At 58.5% G+C, this 22,325-nt stretch carries 16 protein-coding genes and 1 tRNA gene; 10 read left to right on the forward strand and 7 right to left on the reverse strand.

Annotation, left to right across the window (positions count from 1 at the left end; all coding sequences use genetic code 11):
• Window positions 1-39 precede the first annotated feature (39 nt).
• Window positions 40-4,002 (reverse strand): trifunctional transcriptional regulator/proline dehydrogenase/L-glutamate gamma-semialdehyde dehydrogenase, encoded by a 3,963-nt coding sequence (gene putA, locus BWI76_RS10795; RefSeq protein ID WP_084402779.1) that lies wholly within the window; start codon window positions 4,000-4,002, stop codon window positions 40-42.
• A gap of 427 nt (window positions 4,003-4,429) precedes the next feature.
• On the opposite strand from putA, the gene putP reads away from it, so the two are divergent.
• Window positions 4,430-5,938: a sodium/proline symporter PutP gene (putP, locus tag BWI76_RS10800; protein ID WP_004871280.1), complete on the forward strand. Its 1,509-nt coding sequence runs from the start codon at window positions 4,430-4,432 to the stop codon at window positions 5,936-5,938.
• A gap of 112 nt (window positions 5,939-6,050) precedes the next feature.
• On the forward strand, window positions 6,051-6,485 hold the full coding sequence (locus BWI76_RS10805) for a DUF3574 domain-containing protein (protein ID WP_004131305.1): 435 nt from the start codon (window positions 6,051-6,053) through the stop codon (window positions 6,483-6,485).
• Window positions 6,486-6,554: 69 nt separating this feature from the next.
• Here the strand turns inward: BWI76_RS10805 and BWI76_RS10810 are convergent, their stop codons facing one another.
• Window positions 6,555-7,739 (reverse strand): NupC/NupG family nucleoside CNT transporter, encoded by a 1,185-nt coding sequence (locus BWI76_RS10810; RefSeq protein ID WP_004871277.1) that lies wholly within the window; start codon window positions 7,737-7,739, stop codon window positions 6,555-6,557.
• Between the two features lie 273 nt (window positions 7,740-8,012).
• Here BWI76_RS10810 and efeU point away from each other — a divergent pair, with 273 nt between their 5' ends.
• From efeU to phoH, 4 genes are all read left to right on the forward strand, one after another.
• Window positions 8,013-8,843: an iron uptake transporter permease EfeU gene (efeU, locus tag BWI76_RS10815; protein WP_004131307.1), complete on the forward strand. Its 831-nt coding sequence runs from the start codon at window positions 8,013-8,015 to the stop codon at window positions 8,841-8,843.
• Window positions 8,844-8,895: 52 nt separating this feature from the next.
• Window positions 8,896-10,023, forward strand: a complete 1,128-nt coding sequence (gene efeO, locus BWI76_RS10820; RefSeq protein ID WP_024359574.1) for an iron uptake system protein EfeO — start codon at window positions 8,896-8,898, stop codon at window positions 10,021-10,023.
• Between the two features lie 4 nt (window positions 10,024-10,027).
• Window positions 10,028-11,308: an iron uptake transporter deferrochelatase/peroxidase subunit gene (efeB, locus tag BWI76_RS10825; protein ID WP_004871269.1), complete on the forward strand. Its 1,281-nt coding sequence runs from the start codon at window positions 10,028-10,030 to the stop codon at window positions 11,306-11,308.
• 509 nt (window positions 11,309-11,817) lie between these two features.
• Window positions 11,818-12,606: a phosphate starvation-inducible protein PhoH gene (phoH, locus tag BWI76_RS10830; RefSeq protein WP_004871266.1), complete on the forward strand. Its 789-nt coding sequence runs from the start codon at window positions 11,818-11,820 to the stop codon at window positions 12,604-12,606.
• 50 nt (window positions 12,607-12,656) lie between these two features.
• Here phoH and BWI76_RS10835 read toward each other — a convergent pair whose 3' ends face one another.
• The gene (locus BWI76_RS10835) at window positions 12,657-12,950 is read right to left on the reverse strand and encodes a YciI family protein (protein ID WP_004871263.1); all 294 of its coding nucleotides are present in this window, start codon (window positions 12,948-12,950) and stop codon (window positions 12,657-12,659) included.
• A 155-nt stretch (window positions 12,951-13,105) separates the two neighbouring features.
• On the reverse strand, window positions 13,106-13,894 hold the full coding sequence (locus BWI76_RS10840; protein ID WP_049088269.1) for a MipA/OmpV family protein: 789 nt from the start codon (window positions 13,892-13,894) through the stop codon (window positions 13,106-13,108).
• Between the two features lie 122 nt (window positions 13,895-14,016).
• Between BWI76_RS10840 and BWI76_RS10845 the strand changes: the two genes are divergently transcribed.
• The 4 genes from BWI76_RS10845 (at window position 14,017) to BWI76_RS10860 (ending at window position 20,203) form a co-directional block, all read left to right on the forward strand.
• Window positions 14,017-14,712, forward strand: coding sequence for a response regulator (locus BWI76_RS10845; RefSeq protein WP_004871257.1), 696 nt, complete (start codon window positions 14,017-14,019; stop codon window positions 14,710-14,712).
• The gene (locus BWI76_RS10850) at window positions 14,709-15,905 is read left to right on the forward strand and encodes a sensor histidine kinase (RefSeq protein WP_004871255.1); all 1,197 of its coding nucleotides are present in this window, start codon (window positions 14,709-14,711) and stop codon (window positions 15,903-15,905) included. The genes BWI76_RS10845 and BWI76_RS10850 overlap by 4 nt, the downstream gene beginning before the upstream one ends.
• Before the next feature lie 78 nt (window positions 15,906-15,983).
• A complete protein-coding gene (locus tag BWI76_RS10855) occupies window positions 15,984-17,132 on the forward strand; it encodes an efflux RND transporter periplasmic adaptor subunit (RefSeq protein ID WP_004871252.1) in 1,149 nt (382 codons plus the stop codon).
• Complete coding sequence (locus tag BWI76_RS10860; protein WP_049099867.1) at window positions 17,129-20,203, forward strand: efflux RND transporter permease subunit; 3,075 nt, start codon at window positions 17,129-17,131, stop codon at window positions 20,201-20,203. Before BWI76_RS10855 ends, BWI76_RS10860 begins: the two co-directional genes overlap by 4 nt.
• A gap of 288 nt (window positions 20,204-20,491) precedes the next feature.
• Here BWI76_RS10860 and BWI76_RS10865 read toward each other — a convergent pair.
• From BWI76_RS10865 to BWI76_RS10875, 3 genes are all read right to left on the reverse strand, one after another.
• Window positions 20,492-20,579: transfer RNA gene (locus BWI76_RS10865), tRNA-Ser, on the reverse strand.
• Between the two features lie 145 nt (window positions 20,580-20,724).
• On the reverse strand, window positions 20,725-21,402 hold the full coding sequence (locus BWI76_RS10870; protein WP_049088323.1) for an isochorismatase family protein: 678 nt from the start codon (window positions 21,400-21,402) through the stop codon (window positions 20,725-20,727).
• 20 nt (window positions 21,403-21,422) lie between these two features.
• Entirely contained in the window at window positions 21,423-22,283 is an 861-nt protein-coding gene (locus BWI76_RS10875; protein ID WP_049088324.1) for a pirin family protein, read from the reverse strand.
• Between the last annotated feature and the right edge of the window lie 42 nt (window positions 22,284-22,325).

Consider the following 22,325-nt stretch of genomic DNA (forward strand, 5'->3'; position numbering starts at 1 on the left):
AGCCCGGGTAAGGCGTTAGCCGCGACCCGGGGAGCGGTCTTAGCCAATCGTCATCAGGCTGGCGTTGCCGCCGGCCGCGGCGGTATTGACGCTGAGCGAACGTTCAATATAGAGGCGCTCCAGCAGCAGATTGCTCTCGCCGCGGGCGAAGCCCTGCACCGAAACGATCGCGCCATCGCGCGCCGCCACCTGTTCGCACAGCTCCCGCAGCTGATCGGAATCGCCGTGGTAGATAACCGCATCGAAAGGCTCGGTCGTCAGGGTTTCCGCTTTGGCGAAGTGGATCCGCTCGCTGACCTCGCGCGGCAGCTTTTTCGCCAGCTCGCGCTGCAGAGGGGCGTCCGGCCACAGCACTTCGCAGCCAACGGCGGTCACGCCCGCCAGTTGGGTGAGCGCGTCCTGCTCGTTATCGGCCACGCACAGCACCCGGTCGCGCGGCATAAAGGTCAGGGTGTTGCGCTCGCCGGTTGGCCCGGGCAGCAGACGCTGGGTTCCGGCCTGTGCCTGCTTGCTGAACTGCTGGCACAGGGCCTGCAGTTCCGGGCGATCCGCCGCCCACTGCTGTAAAGCGACCAGCGGTTTTTCCAGTAGCGTCTTCAGCTGCGCGTCCAGCGGGTACTCCGGGTCCTGACGGGCGAGGGTGATCCCGACGGCGTTCTGCGGGCGGCTGGAAAGCAGTCGGTACAGATACAACGGGCCGCCGGCTTTTGGACCGGTACCCGACAGGCCCTCGCCGCCGAACGGCTGCACGCCGACCACGGCGCCGACCATATTGCGGTTGACGTACAGGTTGCCGACGTTGGCGCTGCCGGTAACCTGAGCGATGGTTTCGTCAATACGGGTATGTACGCCGAGGGTCAGGCCGTAGCCGGAGGCGTTGATCTGTTCGACCAGCCCCTCCAGCTCGTTGCGGTTATAGCGCACCACGTGCAGCACCGGGCCGAAGACCTCTTTTTTCAGCTCGTCGAAGCTGTCGAGCTCAATGAGCGTCGGCGGAACGAAAGTACCGCTGGCCCACTCGCGGGAATCTTCGCCGTTTTCGCGCACCGCCTGGAAGACTTTGCGCCCTTTGGCGCGCAGCGTCTGGATGTGGCGCTCGATATTCTCTTTGGCTTCGGCGTCAATCACCGGCCCGATATCGGTGGTCAGACGCCCCGGGTTGCCCATCCGGCACTCGGCCATCGCGCCGCGCAACATGGTCAGCGTATGGTCGGCGATATCATCCTGCAGGCAGAGTACGCGCAGGGCGGAGCAACGCTGTCCGGCGCTGTCGAACGCCGAGGCGAGAACGTCGATCACCACCTGTTCGGTTAATGCTGAAGAGTCAACGATCATCGCGTTCATGCCGCCAGTTTCGGCGATCAGCGGCGTCGGGCGGCCCTGAGCGTCCAGGCGGCTGGCGATATTGCGCTGCAATAGGGTGGCGACTTCGGTTGAGCCGGTGAACATCACGCCGCGTACGCGCTCGTCGGAAGTCAGCGCGGCGCCGACGGTTTCCCCGCGGCCCGGCAGCAGTTGAATAACGCCCGGCGGCACGCCCGCTTCCAGCAGGATCGCCACGCCCTGAGCGGCGATCAGCGGCGTCTGCTCGGCCGGTTTTGCCAGCACGGTATTGCCTGCCGCCAGCGCGGCGGCAATTTGTCCGCTAAAGATCGCCAGCGGGAAGTTCCACGGGCTGATACAGACGACCGGGCCCAGCGGGCGATGGGTTTCGTTGTCAAAATCGTTGCGCACCTGGCCGGCATAATAGTGGAGGAAATCCACCGCTTCGCGCACTTCGGCAATCGCGTTGCTGAAGGTTTTCCCCGCTTCGCGTACCAGGATGCCCATCAGGGTCGGCATCTGGCCTTCCATCAGCACCGCGGCGCGTTCGAGGATCGCCGCGCGCTCCTGCGGCGGGGTGGCGAACCAGATTGGCGCGTTGTTAACCGCGCTGGTCAGCGCCTGCTGAACTTCGTCATCGCTGGCTTCGCGCACGTAGCCGACGATATCTTTTGGCTCCGCCGGGTTGATGACTGGCTGCATTTCGCCTTCGGCCACCGGCTGTTCCAGCATCGGCAGCGCCTGCCACTTATGCAGCGCGCTGTTTAATAGCGAGGAGGAGAGGGAGGCCAGGCGATGCTCATTGGCCAGATCCAGACCGGCGGAATTGCTGCGCCCTTTACCGTAAAGATCGCGCGGCAGCGGGATTTTCGGGTGTGGCAGGCCCACCTGACCTTCCTGCTGGGCCAGTTTTTCCACCGCGGCGACCGGGTCGGCAACCAGCTCGTCCAGCGGCAGGGTGCTGTCGGCGATCCGGTTAACAAACGAGGTGTTGGCGCCGTTTTCCAGCAGACGGCGCACCAGATACGCCAGCAGCGTTTCGTGGGTGCCGACCGGCGCGTAAATACGACACGGGCGGTTGAGTTTGCCATCGGCGATCTTACCGGTGACCTGCTCGTACAGCGGCTCGCCCATGCCGTGCAGGCACTGGAATTCGTACTGTCCAGGGTAGTAGTTCTGCCCGGCCAGCTGATAAATCGCCGCCAGGGTGTGGGCGTTATGGGTCGCGAACTGCGGGTAGATCAGGTTCGGCACCGCCAGCAGCTTTTTCGCGCAGGCCAGATAGGAGACGTCGGTGTAGACCTTGCGGGTATAGACCGGATAGCCTTCGAGGCCGTCCATCTGCGCGCGTTTGATTTCGCTGTCCCAGTAGGCGCCTTTTACCAGACGAATCATCAGGCGACGGCGGCTGCGGGTGGCGAGGTCGATCAGGTAGTCAATCACGAACGGGCAGCGTTTCTGGTAGGCCTGAATGACAAAGCCAATCCCGTTCCAGCCCGCCAGCTCCGGCTCAAAGCAGAGTTTTTCCAGCAGATCGAGAGAGATCTCCAGCCGATCGGCCTCTTCGGCGTCAATGTTGATGCCGATATCGTACTGGCGCGCCAGCAGGGTCAGCGACTTGAGGCGCGGGTAAAGCTCTTCCATCGCGCGGTCGTACTGGGCGCGGCTGTAGCGCGGGTGCAGCGCGGAGAGCTTAATAGAAATGCCCGGTCCTTCATAAATGCCCCGTCCGTTGGAGGCTTTGCCGATGGCGTGGATCGCCTGCTGGTAGGAGACCATATAGGCCTGGGCATCGTCGGCGGTCAGCGCCGCTTCGCCGAGCATATCGTAGGAGTAGCGGAAGCCTTTGTCTTCCAGCTTGCGGGCGTTGGCCAGCGCTTCGGCGATGGTTTCGCCGGTGACGAACTGCTCGCCCATCAGGCGCATCGCCATATCGACGCCTTTACGAATCAGCGGCTCGCCGCTCTTGCCGATAATGCGGTTCAGCGAACGCGACAGGCTGGTTTCGTTATGGGGCGAGACCAGCTTGCCGGTAAACAGCAGCCCCCAGGTGGCGGCGTTGACGAACAGCGACGGGCTGCGGCCGATATGCGACTGCCAGTTGCCGTTGCTGATTTTGTCGCGGATCAGGGCGTCGCGGGTGGCTTTGTCCGGAATGCGCAGCAGCGCTTCCGCCAGGCACATCAGCGCCACGCCCTCCTGTGAGGAGAGTGAGAACTCCTGCAGCAGGCTTTGCACCATTCCGGCGCGGCCGCTGGCGGTTTTCTGATTGCGCAGCTTTTCCGCCAGCTGATACGCGAGCTTGTGCGCCTGTTCGCCGAGAGTCTGCGGCAGGCGAGCCTGCTCCAGCAGCATCGGTACGGCGTCGGTTTCGGCCCAGCGCCAGGCGGCGGTGATCGACGCGCGGGAAACGGACTGCGGCAGGATCTGCTCGGCGAAATCGAGGAAGGGCTGATAAGGTTCGTCAGCCGGGTTACCGGCCTCATCGCTTTCGTTAGCCGCGCCGGACAGCAGCGCCGGCAGCTCCGGCAGCGTCTCGTCGTTTTCCAGCTTTTCCAGATAGTTGAAAATGGCCTGTTTAATCAGCCAGTGCGGCGTGCGGTCAATACGGCTCGCCGCGGATTTAATACGTTCACGCGTCGCGTCGTCAAGTTTTACACCCATGGTGGTGGTGCCCATGTCAGGAACTCCTGTAATAGAACGTCTTCGTGCCAAGATGAGGTTGCGTAGAAATATCTACCATGTTGCAACTTTGTGCAACCTTGTTAATTGAGAATTGTGTGGCAGGTAGTAAAACGCCGGGATTGTTAAAAATAATGACGAAAATAGCAGATATTTATCCCCTGTCTAATAAGGTATTTCTATGCGTCACTTAACACTTTTGCGTGGTGCAACCGCTAAAAACGTGAGAGAGTGCAACCTATAACAAAATGAAGTTTGGTCCCGGAAGCATTTCGTGTAAATGCTGTGTTAAATCGTTTGTGAAAAAACAAAGCTTCCGTCAGGATACGGTCGCCCAATACAACCAATAGGCCATTGCCCCGTTCCGGTAGTGGATAAAACGACAAATTTGGACGCTGTCGACAAAAATTCTGGAGATTTTTACATGGCTATTAGCACACCCATGTTGGTGACTTTTATTGTTTATATTTTTGGCATGGTACTCATCGGTTTTATTGCCTGGCGTTCGACGAAGAACTTTGATGATTATATTCTCGGCGGCCGCAGCCTTGGCCCATTCGTCACGGCGCTCTCCGCCGGGGCCTCCGATATGAGCGGCTGGCTGCTGATGGGGCTGCCAGGGGCGATATTTATTTCCGGTATTTCCGAAAGCTGGATTGCCATTGGCCTGACGTTAGGCGCATGGATTAACTGGAAGCTGGTGGCGGGGCGTTTGCGGGTGCATACCGAAGTCAATAATAACGCCCTGACGCTGCCGGATTATTTTACCGGCCGCTTTGAAGATCAAAGCCGCGTGCTGCGAATTATCTCGGCGCTGGTGATTTTGTTATTTTTCACCATCTATTGCGCTTCCGGGATTGTGGCCGGCGCACGTCTGTTTGAAAGCACCTTTGGCATGAGTTATGAAACCGCGCTGTGGGCCGGCGCGGCGGCAACCATTATTTATACCTTCGTCGGCGGCTTCCTCGCGGTGAGCTGGACCGATACCGTCCAGGCCAGCCTGATGATATTCGCCCTGATCCTGACGCCGGTGATGGTGGTCATTTCCGTCGGCGGTTTTGGCGATTCTCTGGAAGTGATTAAGCAAAAGAGTATTGAGAACGTCGATATGCTCAAGGGCCTGAACTTTGTGGCGATTATTTCGCTGATGGGCTGGGGGCTGGGTTATTTTGGTCAGCCGCATATTCTGGCGCGCTTTATGGCCGCGGACTCGCACCACAGCATCGTTCACGCTCGTCGTATCAGCATGACCTGGATGATCCTCTGCCTGGCGGGCGCCGTTGCCGTCGGTTTCTTTGGTATTGCCTACTTCAATAACAACCCGGGCGTTGCCGGAGCGGTCAACCAGAACGCCGAACGCGTGTTTATCGAACTGGCGCAGATTCTGTTCAATCCGTGGATTGCCGGGATCCTGCTGTCGGCGATTCTGGCGGCGGTGATGTCGACCCTGAGCTGCCAGCTGCTGGTGTGCTCCAGCGCGATTACCGAAGATCTGTATAAAGCGTTTCTGCGTAAAAATGCCGGTCAGAAAGAGCTGGTATGGGTAGGACGCTTTATGGTGCTGGTCGTGGCGCTGGTGTCTATCGCCCTGGCTGCCAACCCGGAGAACCGCGTGCTGGGTCTGGTGAGCTACGCATGGGCAGGCTTTGGCGCGGCGTTTGGCCCGGTGGTGCTGTTCTCGGTGATGTGGTCACGAATGACCCGGAACGGCGCGCTGGCCGGGATGATCATCGGCGCGGTCACGGTCATCGTCTGGAAGCAGTTCGGCTGGCTGGGCCTGTATGAAATCATCCCAGGCTTTATCTTTGGTAGCCTGGGGATTGTGGTCTTCAGCCTGCTGGGTAAAGCGCCTTCCTCCGAGATGCAGCGACGCTTCGCCGAAGCAGACGCCCATTATCACTCCGCGCCGCCGGTACGCGCAACCGCCGAGTAAGCCTCTGCAGCCTCATCAAGCCCGCGCTCTGCGGGCTTTGTTATTTATGCCTCTTGCTAATCGTTTGAAAATACGCTGATATCTCAGCACAAATAACAATGAGGGTAGCGAAATGAGTTTCAGACAGGGTGCAGTGGCGCTGGTGCTGGCAGGATTATTGAGCGGCTGCGTAGCGCCTGCCGCGAAGACCACCCCGGCGGTTGATGCTAACGCCTGCCCGGCGGATAACGCGATGGTGCAAACCACGCTCTATTTCGGCTTAAGCCGTCCGGCCGGGAAGGATATCACCGCTCAGGAGTGGCAGCAGTTCGTTGACCGCGACGTGACGCCGCGCTTTCGCGATGGCCTGACGGTCTTTGACGCGCGCGGGCAGTGGCTGGGCAATGATGGTACCGTGGCGCGCGAGCAGAGCAAAGCGCTGATGCTGATTCACGGTAAAGATGCGAAGAGCGAAGAGGGGATTGAGGCGCTACGCACTACCTATAAATCACGCTTTGCGCAGGAGTCGGTGATGCGCGTTGACCAGCCGGTGTGCGTACATTTTTAACTTGAATCCGATGACATTCCCGGGTTGCGGCTAACGCCTTACCCGGGATAACAGGCCAACGCGCTGTATTTACAGCACCAGCCCCGCGAAGCTGGCGGAGAGCAGGCTGACCAGCGTTGCGCCATACACCAGGCGCAGGCCGAAGCGGGAAACGATATTCCCCTGCTGCTCGTTCAGGCCTTTAATCGCCCCGGCGATAATGCCGATAGAGGCAAAGTTGGCGAAGGAAACCAGAAACACGGATAAAATTCCCAGCCCGCGCGGCGTCATGCTGGCGGCTATTTTTTGCAGCTCAATCATGGCGACAAATTCATTGGCCACCAGTTTCGTCGCCATAATACTCCCGGCGTTCAGCGCATCGCTAAGCGGAATGCCAATTAGCCACGCCAGCGGATAAAAGACGTAGCCGAGGATCTGCTGGAAGCTCAGGCCAAATATCGTGGCGAAGAGGGCATTAATCGCGCTAATTAAGGCGATAAAACCGATCAGCATCGCCAGAATAATCATCGCGACTTTAAAACCGGCCAGAATATATTCACCGAGCATTTCAAAGAAACTCTGGGACTCATGCAGCTTTTCAAGCTTGATCTCCTCCTCGCTGCCCAGACGCGTCGGGTTAATGATCGACAGCACAATAAAGGTGCTGAACATATTCAGGATCAGCGCGGCGACGACGTATTTCGCGTCGAGCATGCTCATATAAGCGCCGACGATGGAGAGCGAAACCGTCGACATCGCGGTGGCCGACATGGTGAACAGGCGGCGTGAAGAGAGGTCGCCGAGCACGCCTTTATAGGCAATAAAGTTCTCTGATTGTCCGAGGATCAGCGAACTGACCGCGTTGAAGGACTCCAGCTTGCCCATACCGTTAACCTTTGACAGCAGGGTGCCAATCAGGCGAATGAAAATCGGCAGAATACGCCAGTGCTGAAGAATACCGATGAGCGCGGAGATAAAGACGATGGGGCACAGCACGCCAAGGAAAATAAACGCCAGCCCTTTTTCACTCATGCCGCCAAATACAAAATTGGTGCCTTCGGCGGCAAAACCGAGCAGGGATTCAAAAAAGGAAGCAATATTTTTCACTAGCCACAGGCCGCTTTCGGCGTGGAGAAAAAAGAAAGCCAGGGCAACTTCAATAACAATTAGCTGGATAATATAGCGAATGCGGATTTTTTTACGGTCATAGCTGGCGAGCCAGGCAAGGGCGAGGATAACCACCAGCGCCAGCAGGAAGTGCAAGAATTGAGTCATGTCGTTTATTTCGCAGGTCAATAAGGCCGCCATTTAGCCACAGCTGCGCAGCCGGGTAAATATCCACCGCAAAAAATCCCCTTCTCCTGCCCCGTGGGGCCAGGGCTGCGAGATAATCGCGCAAGTCATTATTTGTTCGCGATTAATTTACAAATCGTCATCATTCACTCCACATTTCACTTGTGTTTCTGATTATTGTAATGATAATCACTATCAGAAATATTTACCTATCTTTGCATCAGTTGACTGCGGTTCACATTTAAGGGTGTTGGCATGTTTGTCCCATTTCTCATCATGTTACGTGAAGGCCTGGAAGCTGCGCTGATTGTCAGCCTGATTGCCAGCTATCTGAAACGCACCCAGCGCGGCAGCTGGATTGGCGTAATGTGGATTGGGGTGCTGCTTGCAGCGGCGCTGTGCCTGGGCCTGGGCATCTTCATCAACGAAACCACCGGTGAGTTTCCGCAGCGCGAGCAGGAGCTGTTTGAGGGCATCGTGGCAGTGGTGGCAGTGTGCATTCTGACGTGGATGGTGTTCTGGATGCGTAAAGTGTCGCGCAACGTCAAACAGCAGCTTGAGCAGGCGGTCGATAATGCCCTCCAGCGCGGGAACAATCACGGCTGGGCGCTGGTGATGATGGTCTTTTTCGCCGTCGCGCGTGAAGGCCTGGAATCGGTCTTTTTCCTGCTCGCCGCCTTCCAGCAGGATGTCGGGATCTGGCCGCCCATTGGGGCGATGCTCGGCCTGGCGACGGCCATCGTTTTAGGGTTCCTGATCTACTGGGGCGGTATCCGCATGAATCTCGGCGTCTTCTTCAAATGGACCAGCCTGTTTATTTTACTGGTGGCCGCAGGCCTCGCCGCAGGAGCTATCCGCGCCTTCCATGAGGCCGGATTGTGGAACCATTTTCAGGAGGTCGCCTTCGACCTGAGCAACGTCATTTCGACGCACACGCTATTCGGCACGCTGCTGGAGGGGATCTTTGGCTATCAGGAAACGCCGACCGTCAGCGAAGTGGCGGTCTACTTTATCTATTTGATCCCGGCGCTGGCGCTGTACGTCTCGCCGCCGGGAAAAAAAACCACCGCATCCCGGGCAGCGTAGTCGGGCATCGCGGATTGCAATAGTGACAACATACTTATCGAAAGGGATGGTCATGATGAATCATTTTCGTCGTAATGCGCTGCAGCTTACGCTCGCTGCGCTGTTCAGCTCGGCTTTTTACGCCCAGGCGGCCGATATTCCGCAGGTCAAAGTGACCGTCACCGACAAACAGTGCGAGCCGATGAACGTCACCGTGAAGGCGGGTAAAACCCAGTTCATCATTCAGAACCACAGCCAGAAAGCGCTGGAGTGGGAGATTCTGAAAGGGGTGATGGTGGTGGAAGAGCGGGAGAATATCGCTCCCGGCTTTACGCAAAAGCTGACGGCCAACCTGCAGCCGGGCGAATATGATATGACCTGCGGTCTGCTGACCAACCCGAAAGGCAAACTGACGGTGACCGGCGAGGCGACCAAAGATGCCGCCAAAGCCGATGCGCTGCTCAGCCTGGGTGAAGCCATTACCGCCTATAAAGCCTACGTTACCGCCGAGACCGCGGAGCTGGTTAGCGGCACCAAAGCCTTTACCGATGCGGTGAAAGCGGGCGATATCGAGAAGGCGAAAGCGCTGTACGCGCCGACGCGCCAGCACTACGAACGTATTGAACCGATCGCCGAGCTGTTCTCCGACCTCGATGGCAGCATTGACGCCCGCGAGGATGACTACGAGAAAAAAGCCGAAGATCCGAAATTCACCGGTTTCCACCGGCTGGAAAAAGCGCTGTTTGGCGATAACAGCGTCAAGGGAATGGATAACTATGCCGATCAATTGAACGCCGACGTTCTCGAGCTGCAAAAACGCATTAGCGAACTGGCGTTCCCGCCGTCAAAAGTGGTCGGCGGCGCTGCCGGGCTGATTGAAGAAGTGGCCGCCAGCAAAATCAGCGGCGAAGAAGATCGCTACAGCCATACCGACCTGTGGGATTTCCAGGCCAACATTGACGGCGCGCAGAAAATCGTCGACCTGCTGCGTCCGCAGCTGCAGAAAGAGAACAGCGCTCTGCTGGCGAAGGTGGACGCCAACTTCAAAAAAGTGGATACCATTCTCAGCAAATACCGCACCAAAGACGGCTTCGAGACCTATGACAAGCTGACGGATGCCGATCGCAACGCGCTGAAAGGCCCGATCACCACGCTGGCGGAAGATTTGGCCCAGCTGCGCGGGATCCTGGGTCTGGACTAAGTCGATGGCTGAGCAAAAATATGATGTTAATGAACCGTCCCGGCGGCGGTTGTTAAAAGGGATCGGCGCGCTTGGCGGCGCGCTGGCGATAACCGGCGGCTGTCCGGTGGCGCACGCGGCTAAAGACAACAGCTCTCCGGGCACGCTGTCGCCAAACGCGCGTATGGAAGCGCAGCCGTTTTACGGTCCGCATCAGGCCGGCGTGCTGACGCCGCAGCAGGCGTCGATGATGCTTGTCGCTTTTGACGTGCTCGCCAGCGATAAAGCGGACCTTGAGCGCCTGTTTCGCCTGCTGACCGGGCGTATCGCCTTTCTGACCAAAGGCGGTCCCGCGCCGGAGACGCCGAACCCGCGCCTGCCACCGATGGACTCAGGCATTCTCGGACCGTGGATCGCGCCGGATAACCTGACGATCACCGTCTCGGTAGGGCATTCGCTGTTTGACGAGCGTTTCGGCCTGGCTAATCAGGCGCCGAAGACGCTGCAGAAGATGACGCGTTTTCCGAACGATTCGCTGGATGCAGCGCTGTGCCACGGCGATCTGCTGCTGCAAATTTGCGCCAACACCCAGGATACGGTGATTCACGCCCTGCGCGACGTGATTAAGCACACCCCGGATTTGCTTAGCGTGCGCTGGAAGCGGGAAGGGTTTATCTCCGACAGCGCCGCGCGCAGCAAGGGTAAAGAGACGCCGGTTAACCTGCTGGGCTTCAAAGACGGCACCGCGAATCCGGTGAGCACCGATAAGGCGCTAATGGATAAGGTGGTGTGGGTAACCGCCGACCAGGGAGAGCCCGCGTGGGCGACGGGCGGCAGCTATCAGGCGGCGCGGATTATTCAGTTCCACGTTGAGTTCTGGGATCGTACGCCGCTGAAAGAGCAGCAGACCATTTTTGGTCGCGATAAGCTGAGCGGTGCGCCGCTTGGGATGCAGCACGAGCACGACGTGCCGGATTACAGCAAAGACCCTGACGGCGATACCATTGCGCTCGATAGCCATATTCGTCTTGCCAACCCGCGCACCCCGGAAACGCAATCCAGCCTGATGATGCGCCGGGGCTACAGCTATTCGCTGGGGGTGACCAATTCCGGGCAACTGGATATGGGGCTGCTGTTTGTCTGCTACCAGCACGATCTGGAAAAAGGCTTTCTGACGGTGCAAAAGCGCCTGAACGGTGAAGCGCTGGAAGAGTACGTGAAGCCCATTGGCGGCGGCTATTTCTTTGTTCTGCCGGGGGTTATCGACGATCGGCATTATCTCGGGCAATCGCTGCTCGAAGCCTGACGTACCTGCCCGCGAGGGCAGGGCGTTTTCTGCTGTTTTTCCATTCATTTTTTGTATTTCCTGCCTTGTTTCATTTTTCTGTAATCTTATAGTCGGAAACTCTCCTCAGCTGTGATGAGAATTATTTGTTGTCTGTATGTGAAAAATAAGTTGCGCTTAGAATTATTTCTGATGTACTTATTACAGGCGCGGTAGTTCTCGGCAGTAGTCTCGTTTCATTATGGAGATCGCGAATGCCCGATTGCTGTAACGGAAAACGTCAAACCCCAGACCGTACTCATCAGCACGGGAGCCCAACTTCCGGCCGCGATTTTCACACCGTAAAATCCTCCTCTTCTAGTAAAGAAAACCCGAACCCAGGCAAGGTTACCGGTGCGCGTAGCCGTGACCCTCTGCCAATTCGTCAGGCAAGCAATGGCTTACAAGGAAGCCAAACCTCAATCGTTAGTGCGCATAATCGCGTCGATCGTGACGCGTGTGATGTAAACCAACAACGCAAGGTGCTATCCATGGGAAGACAAAAAGCAGTGACCAGAGCTCGTCGTGAGGCCAAACGTGTGCTGAGACAGGATTCGCGAAGCCATAAGCAGCGCGAAGAAGAATCGGTCACATCACTTGTGCAAATGAGTGGCGTAGAAGCCATTGGCATGGCGCGGGATAGCCGCGACGCCTCGCCAATCGAAGCGCGCAATGACGCTCAGGCGCATTATTTGAATGCCATCGACAATAAACAGCTGATCTTCGCGACGGGCGAGGCCGGGTGCGGTAAGACCTGGATTAGCGCGGCAAAAGCAGCTGAAGCGCTGATCCATAAGGATGTGGACAGAATTATTGTTACCCGTCCCGTTCTGCAGGCCGATGAAGATCTCGGCTTCTTACCGGGAGATATCGCCGAGAAGTTCGCTCCCTATTTCCGCCCGGTTTATGACGTGCTGGTGAGAAGACTAGGGGCTTCCTTTATGCAGTACTGCCTGCGCCCGGAAATCGGCAAGGTGGAAATCGCGCCGTTCGCCTATATGCGCGGACGTACATTTGAAAATGCGGTGGTGATTCTGGACGAGGCCCAGAACGTGACCGCTGCGCAAATGAAGATGTTTTTGACCCGCCTCGGGGAGAACGTGACGGTTATCGTCAACGGCGACATTACCCAGTGCGACCTGCCTTCTGGGGTCCGCTCGGGCCTGAGCGATGCGCTGGCGCGTTTTGAGGAAGATGAGATGGTCGGTATTGTGCGCTTTACGACCGACGATTGCGTGCGCTCAACGCTTTGCCAGCGCGCGCTGAAAGCCTACTACTGAGTCCTTTTGAGTCTGCAAAGCCCGGGTGACCGGGCTTTGTTTTTAGCGCACTACAGAAGAGCCTGCAGTGAGGGGCTGGCCATCGTTGCTTCAAAAGGAATGATATCGACTTTCGCTACGCCCGATTGCTGGAACGGATCCTGGCTCAGCCGGTTTTGCAGCGCATCCAGATCATCGCCTTTAGCCAGAATCACGCCGCCGGACCTGGGGATTTTACGCCCCGAAGCGAGAAATATTCCGTCAGCGTACCCTTGCTTCAGCCACTCCACGTGCGCAGCAAGCTGGGCGTCTACTTCCTCAAGCGGTTTAACGTAAGTCAGAACAACAACGGCAATGGTGCTCATTTTCTTTCCTTAACATTTAAAGGTAACGCTGCAGAAGTTTATCATTAGCGTGGTCGGGGTTTCTGGTTTTTTTCATCACGTTATCCAGGCCGCTATAAACGAAAATAACGGTAGTTTACTGCTATATAAGGGAATCATTGTCGCTGACCTGTAGCTCAAAATGTCCAGGTGATTGCCGCCGTCACGGTACCTTCATTGCGCCGTGAGACGAGCGGGCTCTCAGCAGCGTGTTCCCCGAGCCAGCTATAGCCGGCGCTGAGTATGGAGCCCCAATGCTCGTTATATTGATGGCTCCAGGTCAGCGCGCTGTCGATGCCGTAAAGTCCGCCGGCTGCGCGATAGGGTCGATAGCCGGAACGGATGCTCTGCCGGCGATCAACCCCGTAAAACGTATTGACGTACCGGCTGTCGCCAAACAGCGCGGCGGACTGTAAAGCAACGATATCCTGCGGGTTTTGAACCAGCAGGAGGGTGACGGAAGTTTGATAATGCGCGCCCTGGGCGTCGGTGAGCGGAAGCGTAGCCTTGCCTTCAACGGTGAGCCACGGCGTGACCGACCAGCCGACGGCGAAGGCGGTATTCATGGTGGCTTTAATATTACCCATCCCCTTCAGCGTATTAGCCCCATCGCGCCAGCTCGAGTTTTTTTCCGCTCGCCCGAGGTCGTAACCGAGCGTGTGCTCGAAGTAGAGGCCGCTGTCGCCTGACAGGTCGTAGCCTATGCCTTTTTGGCTATCAATAAAGAAAGCGCCTTTCCGCCCCTGCAGTACGGGAACCACCTGCCAAATCTGCTTGTCAGAACCGCTGTAACGAGGCGCGTACTTTCCCCCCACCCCGATAGTCAGCCCGTCAGAAGGCGCGGCGGCTTCATCGGCGCGCGCGCCGGGCGTTATCGCCATTAAAAACGGCACGACCATATACGGCGAAATTTTTCTGGCTATCATACTGTTCTCCATATGGAAACGGGCGCCGTCCGATCGGGGACGCCGCAGAATGCCGCTGCAGTATGGTTTTGCTAAATCAATAAACGGTCGGGATAGTGTTAAGAAACGGTCAAGGTGAACAGATGTTGTCCAGAAGAGTGCTGATAATTGAAGATGACGCCGACGCGGCCGGCGTGCTTGAGGCCTATTTACGCCGGGAAAACTATGACGTGGCGGTGACCATGGACGGACTCTCCGGGCTGGATATGGCGCAGCGCTGGAAGCCTGACCTGATCCTGCTGGATGTGATGCTGCCCGGGCTAAACGGAACCGAGGTGTTGGCCAGCCTGCGGCGGAAAAGCGATGTGCCGGTGATTATGGTGACCGCAATGGGAGACATGCCCGATCGTATTGGCGCGCTGCGCTACGGCGCCGACGATTATGTGGTCAAACCCTACCACCCTGGCGAAGTGGTGGCGCGCGTTCAGGCCGTGCTCCGGCGTAGTCGCAAAGACGACGCCCGGGAAGACATTCTGCGCTGGCAGGGGCTGGAGGTTGATGTCGCGGCCATTGTCGCGACCGTCAGTCACTCGGGGGAACCTGCGTCTATTCTCGACCTGACCCCGACCGAGTTTTCGCTTCTGGCCACGCTGATGCGCGCCCCCGTACGCCCCTTCTCGCGACAGTATCTGCTGGAGCGCTGCCTTCCCGAGAGCGAAGCGCTGGAGCGCGTGGTGGATACGCATATTTATAACCTGCGTAAAAAACTGGAGGCCGCGGGAGTATCCGGCGCGTTGGTCAACGTTCGCGGCGTGGGCTACCGGTTCAGACAACCATGATCAAGACCCGTCACTCTTCTCTCTGGCGCTGGATTTGCGGGCGCATTCTGGCGCTGGCTATCGGCAGCGTGATTGTTATCGCCACCTGTATGTGGCTGCGCTTCGCCGTGCAGAACTACTGGATCATGCATAAAATGCCGCCCGCCTTGCGCGAGGAATTTATCGCGCTCAGCCGCCATCCCGAGGCCAATCCGGCGCGTTTTCATCAGATTGTCGATAGCTGGTGGGGATTGAGCTATTCCACGCCCTCTATCGCCTCGGCGGACTGGGTGACCTTCGCGGTGCTGGTGCTGGTCATGATCCCCTTCATTGTTGTGATGGGGCTGCGCTACGCCCGTCCGCTCTCGCTGCAGTTCAGCCGTCTTCGTGATGCGGCGAAGGACGTGACCGGAGGGCAATTTGGCCGCCAGGCGGAGCTGATTGAGGACGCGCCGGCGGAAATGATCCGCTTTGCCGCCGACTTTAACAAAATGACCGGCCAGCTGGCCCGCTACGATAAAGAACTCCGCGCCTCGCATGTGGCGATGGCGCATGAGCTTCGCTCTCCGCTAACGGCGGCGATTGGCCGTCTGCAGGGCATGCTGGATGGCGTTTTTGATACCCAGCCGCAGCAGCTGGAGATGGTGATGAAACAGCTCCAGCATCTGAATCGGCTGACGGATGAACTGCATCTCCTTTCCCTCGCGGATGCCGGCAATCTGGTCCTGGATGACCAGCCATTCGCTCTGGATGAGCTCCTGCAGGAGCGAGCCGCATGGTTAACGCCGCAGGCGGACGCTCAGCGCGTCACGATCGCCATTCAGCCTTCGCCGGCATGCCCCTTTCGCGGCGACGCCTTCCGCATGGGGCAGGTCTTTACCATCGTGATGGAAAATGCCGTTCGCTATGGGCGCAAGGGGGGCCATCTTTCTATTAAACTGCGCCGCGAAGAGGGGGCTTACCTCATCGATTTTGTTGATGACGGGCCCGGCGTGGCGCGGCATTTTTTACCGGAAATGTTCCAGCGTTTCACCCGCGAGGAGGCGTCCCGCGCCAGACACTCCGGCGGCAGCGGCCTGGGATTATCTATTGCGCGCGCTATCTGCGCGGCGCACGGGGGGCGTATTAGCGCGTCGCCACCGGCGAGCGGCGGTCTGCTGATTCGCGTTCATCTGCCGTACGACCCCGGCGCGGAAGAAAAGAGCGCATCTTGATAATCCCTTGACAGAACGTCGAGCCATTCTCGATTAATGTGTCATGTAATGGCGCCATTTCCCGAACGGAGTGGCGTTATGTTATATGAGTTAGTTCTTTCCCTTCGTCAGTGCGTGTACGCTTTGCTCGGCGCCGAGCGATCGCTACCCTGGTTTGCGCTGCTGCCGCCGATCGTACTGGCCCTGATGATCGTACCGCTGGTGGGCTGCGGCGATAAAAGCGGCGATAAGCCGGCGCCGGCCCGCCCGGTGCGCTACGTGGTCATCGGCTCCCCGGCAACGCTTCCCTCTCTGGAAAGAACCGGCGAGATCCATGCGCACGATGAGACGGCCCTGAGCTTTCGTACGGCGGGCAGGATGATGACGCGCGCGGTGGATATTGGCGATCGGGTCAATTATGGGCAGCTGCTGGCCACGCTTGACGATACCAGCGCACAAAACCAGCTGGATAGCGCGACGGCTGACGAAGAGAGCGCCAGAGCGACCGCCCGGGTGGCCGCGCTGAACGTTAGCCGGATGCAAAAGCTCATCGCGACAGGGGCAATCGCCCGCTCCCAGCTCGACAGCGCGCGGGCGGACTGGCTGGTCGCCAGCGCCCGGGTGAAGAGCAGCGAGGCCGCTTTGCGCAACGCCAGGGAAAGCCTTGGCTGGACTCGCCTGACCTCGCCGGGTGAGGGGATCATTACGGCGGTCAGCGCCTCTCCCGGTCAGGTCGTCAACGCCGGTGAGACGGTGGTGACGCTGGCGGCCGGGCAGGCGCGCGACGTGGTGTTTGATATCCCGGATCCCGCTAAGGTTGAGGCGCAAAGGGCGGAGGAATTTCAGGTTGCTTTGCTCAGCGATGCCGGGGTGAACGCTTTCGCCATTTTGCGTGATATTAGCCCGCAGGCCGATCCCCAGACCCGGACATGGCGCGTCAGGGCGACCCTCAAGAAACCGCCCGCCGCGATGGCGCTGGGTTCCAGCGTCACGGTAAGGCTGCCGTCATCCGGCTCGGCGGGTTACGCGGTACCGGCTTCGGCGCTGAGCCGTTGCGGAGAAAAACCGGCCGTCTTTGTGATTACCCCGCAGATGCAGGCGCAGCTGCGCGTTGTGGTTCCCGCCAGCTACACGGCTTCTTCCGTTATCATCGCCTCCGGACTTATGCCCGGCGACCGGGTTATTACCGCGGGCGTGAGTAAACTTCGGCCGGGGGAAAAAGTCGTCGCCGGAGAGAAGCAGCCGTGAAAAAAGCGCCGTCAAAAAATACCTTTAATCTCTCCGCCTGGGCGCTGGAAAACCCGCAAATGGTCAGCTTTTTTATGCTGCTGATGATGGTTATCGGTTCGCTCAGCTATACGCTGCTGCCGCGTAATGAAGATCCGGCGTTCACCATCAAAACGGCGGTAGTCTCTGCGCAGTGGCCGGGCGCATCGGTAACGGACACGACCCATCTGGTGACGGACGTCCTGGAAAAAAAATTGCAGGAAACGCCCTGGCTCGATTATATCGAAAGTGAAACCCGGGCCGGACAAACGGTTATCTATATTAATCTGCGTGATGACACGCCGGCGCAAAAAGTCCCGGCGATCTGGTATCAGATCCGCAAAAAAATGCAGGATATTGCGCCATCGCTGCCCGAAGGCGCGCAGGGGCCGAGCGTGAACGATGAGTTTGACGACACGTACGGCACGATTTATGCCTTTATTCCTGACGGATATACCCTCCGGGAGGTGCGCCAGCAGGTGGAGACGATCCGCCGTGAACTGATGTCCGTGCCGGATATCGGCAAAACGGTTCTGCTTGGCGAGCAGCAGGAGCAGATTGCGATCGCTTTTTCACCCGCCCGACTGGCCGGTATGGGGCTCAGCATTCAGCAGGTTACGGATGCTCTGCGGGCCCAGAATGCGGTAGTTCCGGCCGGCGTTCTGCGCACCGGGCAGGAGAAGATGACGATAAACGTCAGCGGGGCGCTCAGGAGCGAAGAGAGCTTACGCGCCGTCACCCTGCGCATTAACGATCGCTATCTTCCCCTGACCGACATTGCCACCATCGAGAGAAGAGCGGCTGAACCGCCTTCTGCGGCGTATCGCGTTAACGGGCGTCCTGCCGTTGGTCTGGCGATTTCCATGGCGCCAACGGGAAATATGCTGCGCTTTGGCGCGACGTTGAACTACAGAATGAGCGCCATCGGTGCCGGGCTGCCGCACGGTATTGAGATGGTGAAAGTGGCTGACCAGTCGGCGGTGGTCAGCGGCGCGGTAAGCGGGTTTGTCCGGGTGCTGGTGGAAGCCGTGCTGATTGTGCTGGCGGTTTCTTTTGTCTCCCTGGGATTAAGGGCCGGGCTGGTGGTGGCCGCGGCGATCCCGCTGGTGCTGGCGATGACCTTTGCCGGAATGATGCTGGCAGGCATCGGCCTGCAGCGAATCTCTCTCGGGGCCCTGATTATTGCGCTTGGACTGCTGGTGGATGATGCCATGATCGCCGTGGAAACCATGGTATCCCGGCTGGAGGCCGGTGATACGCGACGGCGGGCGGCGACCTATGCTTTCAAAACCACGGCATTTCCGATGCTGACCGGTACGCTGGTTATGATTGCCGGGTTTATTCCCGTCGGTTTTGCCTCATCCAGCGCTGGCGAATACTGCTTTTCGCTGTTTGCCGTGGTGCTGATGGCGCTGCTGAGTTCATGGATCGTGGCGATTCTGTTCTCTCCTTTGACCGGAGCATGGCTGCTGCCGGAAAAGCTTAAACACCATGCCGCAGGCCCGGGCCGAATGGCGCGGGGATATGGACGACTTCTGCGAACGGCGCTGCGCCACCGGCTCGCCACCCTGGGAATTGCGCTGGCCGTGCTGGGGCTATCGGTGTATGGCACAACGTTTATGCAGGGGGAGTTTTTCCCCTCATCCGATCGTCCGGAGCTGCTGGTCAGCCTGACGCTGCTGGCCAATGCTTCGCAGTCTGCTACGGAGAAACAAACGGAAAGGCTGGAACGGGCGCTTGCAGGGAATCGCAATATTGACCATTACTCGACCTATGTGGGTTCGGGCGCTATCCGCTTTTACTTACCGATGGATGTTCTGCTGGATAATGAAAATACGGCGCAGCTGGTCGTGGTGGCGAAGGATCTGGCCGCCCGGGACCGCCTGCGGGAACAGTTAAATACGCTGCTGAGCGCGCAATTCAGCGATCTAACCTCGCGCGTTTCGCCGCTGGAGCTGGGGCCGCCGGTGGGCTGGCCGATCAAATACCGGGTCAGCGGGCCGGATTATCTCAAAGTCAGAGAGTATGCCGGGCGTCTGGCCGAGGCGATAGGGCGCTCGCCGTTAACCCGGGAGGTGAATCAGACCGCGGGCGAGCCGGAGAGAACCCTCGTTCTGCAGGTGAACCAGACCGCCGCGCGGGCGGCGGGGGTGTCGTCGCAGAGTCTGGCGCAGACGCTTAATACCGTCTGGTCCGGCACGACGGTGACGTCGATAAGGGATGACGATCGGCTGGTTGACGTGGTGCTGCGGGCGAATGACAGCGAGCGGTTGAATCTTGCCACCCTGTCATCGCTGACGGTGGAGGGACGCGATGGACAAAAAATTTCCCTTGGCGCGGTAGCCACGCCGGTCTGGGGAGTGGACGATCCGGTACTCTGGCGTCGGCAAAGGTTACCGTTTATCACCGTACAAACCGACCTCGCGCCGGGGATGCGGGCAGAAGGCGTATCGGACGGTTTGCGCCCGACGGTGGATAAACTGCGCGCGGGTCTACCCAGCGGTTACAGCATTGTTGAAGGCGGGGTGGTCGCGGAGTCCGAAAAAGGCAACAGCTCGGTATTTGATATTTTACCCGTCACCCTCGGGGTGATGCTGTTACTGCTGATGCTCCAGCTGCGGCGCTATTCTCGTATGCTGCTGGCTCTGTTCATGGCCCCGTTCGGCTTACCGGGGATCGTCATGGCCATGCTGCCGAGCGATACGCCAATGGGATTTGTGGCTCTGCTCGGCGCGATCGCGCTGGCGGGGATGATTATCCGCAATGCCGTGATACTGATCAGTGAGGTCGACAATAATCTCGCTCAGGGCATGGAAAGCGACGCCGCCATTATTGCCGCCGCGGAGCACCGGGCCAGGCCAATATTTCTGACCGCCTGCGCCGCGATCCTGGGCATGATCCCCATCTCTCACCAGGTCTTCTGGGGGCCAATGGCGTATGCCATCATTGGCGGGCTGATCGTCGCCACGCTCGTCACGTTAACCGTACTGCCGGCGTCTTTTAGCATGTTGCTGGGGATGGGGAGATACTGGAAAAGGCGTCACGCGGCTTGATAAAACAGGAGCGCCGGGGGTAACCCCGGTCGGGGCATCTCATCCCCCCGGGGGAGTGCAACAGGCGAAAAAAAAGCCCGTACTTGCGTACGAGCTCTTCTTCAAATATGGCGGTGAGGGGGGGATTGACTCGCTGCGCTCGCCCTCCGGGCAGATTCCTCGCAGGCTCGTCATCTGTCCAACTGGCTGGCGCCAGTTGTCGAACCCCGGTCGGGGCATCTCATCCCCCCGGGGGAGTGCAACAGGCGAAAAAAAGCCCGTACTTGCGTACGAGCTCTTCTTCAAATATGGCGGTGAGGGGGGGATTCGAACCCCCGATACGTTGCCGTATACACACTTTCCAGGCGTGCTCCTTCAGCCACTCGGACACCTCACCATATTGTTTTGCTGCTCACCTTGGGTGGGCAACGGGGCGCTACTATAGGGAGTTGCGCTAAAACGGTCAAGCAGTATTTATTCTTTTGCTATCGTTCGGTTAAGCAATGAACACTGCCCCGCCGTAGCGCGGCGGGGCAGGCATTTTAACGCTGTGAATCAAGCTGTTCATTGTTCTTGACCACGTCCTGAGCTTTGGCATAGCTCTCGATCAGCAGCTGGTATGCCGGGAAGACCTTGGTATACACCTCAGCCCACTCCGCGGCATCCGGTCGATTCCAGGTGCGCTGCAGCTCGGAGGCGACCGCCGCGGTATCCATCGGTACGACGCCAGCCTGGACGACGCGGGCGAGGGTGATTTCCTGCGCCATCTTGCTATAGGTACCGGAAGCATCAATGACGGCAAAAACCTTATACCCATCGGCAACGGCGGCAATGGACGGGAACGCCATGCAGACGCTGGTAATCGTACCGGCGATAATCAGCGTTTTACGCCCGGTCGCTTTTACCGCGGCAACAAATTCCGGGTTATCCCACGCGTTAATCTCTCCTTTACGCGCAATATATTGCGCATGGGGCGCGTTCGCATGAATCTCAGGGATCAGCGGGCCGTTCGGTCCCTGCGGCACTGACGCCGTGGTGATTACCGGGATCCCGGCTAATGAAGCCATCTTCGCCAGCGCGGCGGCGCGCGCCCGCAGCTCCGGCATCGGCATATCACCCACGGTCTGGAACAGACCGCTCTGGTGGTCAATCAGCAGCATGGCGGCATCATTGACATCAATAACCGGACGAGAACCATTAAAGTTAGCTGGGGTAGACATATTCTTCACCTCATTCAATATCAGATTTGGCCGAAGCGGCCGCTATTAAAATCACGAACCGCTTCTGCGATTTGTGCTTTGGTATTCATCACAAACGGGCCGTAGCCCACGATCGGCTCCTGCAGCGGTTCACCGGCCATCAGCAGTACTTTTGCGTTGGTACCGGCCGCGAGGTGGAGCGCTTCTCCTTTCTGGCTGAGCACAAGCAGCTGACCCTCGCGGGCGTTGCCCTCGCCGTTCACCACAATCTCACCTTCCAGGACGACCAGCGCCGTACTCCAGCCAGCGGGCTGGTGCAGGGTGATCTCCTGACTCTGGTTGAGCTGCAGGTCCCAGACGTTCAGCGGAGAAAAGGTGTGCGCGGGGCCAACCGTATCCTCGTAGCGCCCGGCAATCACCCGCATGCGGCCGGCATTGTTCGGCAGGTCAACGTCAGGAATCACATCTGCCGTAATGCTCTGGTATCCCGGATGCGTCATTTTGTCTTTAGCCGGAAGGTTGACCCAGAGCTGGATCATCTTCAGCTCGCCGCCGGTACGGGTGAACTCCGCCGAGTGGAACTCTTCGTGCAGGATCCCGGCGCCCGCGGTCATCCACTGCACATCACCCGGCCCAATAACGCCGCCTCTACCGGTAGAGTCACGGTGTTCAACTTCGCCGGAGTAGACGACGGTAACGGTCTCAAATCCGCGATGCGGATGTTCGCCGACGCCGCGTTTCTCCGTTCCCGCCGGGAAGTGATGCGGGCCTGCATAGTCAAGCAGCAGGAAGGGGCTTAGCTGTTCGCCGTGCGTCTGATAAGAGAACATTGAGCGAACCGGGAAACCATCGCCGACCCAGTGCTGCGAAGGTGCGGTGTAGATACCAGTGATTTGTTTCATGGCAGTCTCCTGAATGTCTGTTTCTGATGTGAATAAGCATAT

Origin of the sequence: Klebsiella sp. M5al (assembly GCF_002090195.1) — a bacterium.
Lineage (GTDB): Bacteria > Pseudomonadota > Gammaproteobacteria > Enterobacterales > Enterobacteriaceae > Klebsiella > Klebsiella grimontii.

What these genes read in the sequence shown, in the direction of transcription:
- putA (WP_084402779.1), bottom strand. Translation starts at nt 4,002, where the DNA reads ATGGGCACCACCACCATGGGTGTAAAACTTGACGACGCGACGCGTGAA.
- putP (WP_004871280.1), top strand. Translation starts at nt 4,430, where the DNA reads ATGGCTATTAGCACACCCATGTTGGTGACTTTTATTGTTTATATTTTT.
- BWI76_RS10805 (WP_004131305.1), top strand. Translation starts at nt 6,051, where the DNA reads ATGAGTTTCAGACAGGGTGCAGTGGCGCTGGTGCTGGCAGGATTATTG.
- BWI76_RS10810 (WP_004871277.1), bottom strand. Translation starts at nt 7,739, where the DNA reads ATGACTCAATTCTTGCACTTCCTGCTGGCGCTGGTGGTTATCCTCGCC.
- efeU (WP_004131307.1), top strand. Translation starts at nt 8,013, where the DNA reads ATGTTTGTCCCATTTCTCATCATGTTACGTGAAGGCCTGGAAGCTGCG.
- efeO (WP_024359574.1), top strand. Translation starts at nt 8,896, where the DNA reads ATGATGAATCATTTTCGTCGTAATGCGCTGCAGCTTACGCTCGCTGCG.
- efeB (WP_004871269.1), top strand. Translation starts at nt 10,028, where the DNA reads ATGGCTGAGCAAAAATATGATGTTAATGAACCGTCCCGGCGGCGGTTG.
- phoH (WP_004871266.1), top strand. Translation starts at nt 11,818, where the DNA reads ATGGGAAGACAAAAAGCAGTGACCAGAGCTCGTCGTGAGGCCAAACGT.
- BWI76_RS10835 (WP_004871263.1), bottom strand. Translation starts at nt 12,950, where the DNA reads ATGAGCACCATTGCCGTTGTTGTTCTGACTTACGTTAAACCGCTTGAG.
- BWI76_RS10840 (WP_049088269.1), bottom strand. Translation starts at nt 13,894, where the DNA reads ATGATAGCCAGAAAAATTTCGCCGTATATGGTCGTGCCGTTTTTAATG.
- BWI76_RS10845 (WP_004871257.1), top strand. Translation starts at nt 14,017, where the DNA reads ATGTTGTCCAGAAGAGTGCTGATAATTGAAGATGACGCCGACGCGGCC.
- BWI76_RS10850 (WP_004871255.1), top strand. Translation starts at nt 14,709, where the DNA reads ATGATCAAGACCCGTCACTCTTCTCTCTGGCGCTGGATTTGCGGGCGC.
- BWI76_RS10855 (WP_004871252.1), top strand. Translation starts at nt 15,984, where the DNA reads ATGTTATATGAGTTAGTTCTTTCCCTTCGTCAGTGCGTGTACGCTTTG.
- BWI76_RS10870 (WP_049088323.1), bottom strand. Translation starts at nt 21,402, where the DNA reads ATGTCTACCCCAGCTAACTTTAATGGTTCTCGTCCGGTTATTGATGTC.
- BWI76_RS10875 (WP_049088324.1), bottom strand. Translation starts at nt 22,283, where the DNA reads ATGAAACAAATCACTGGTATCTACACCGCACCTTCGCAGCACTGGGTC.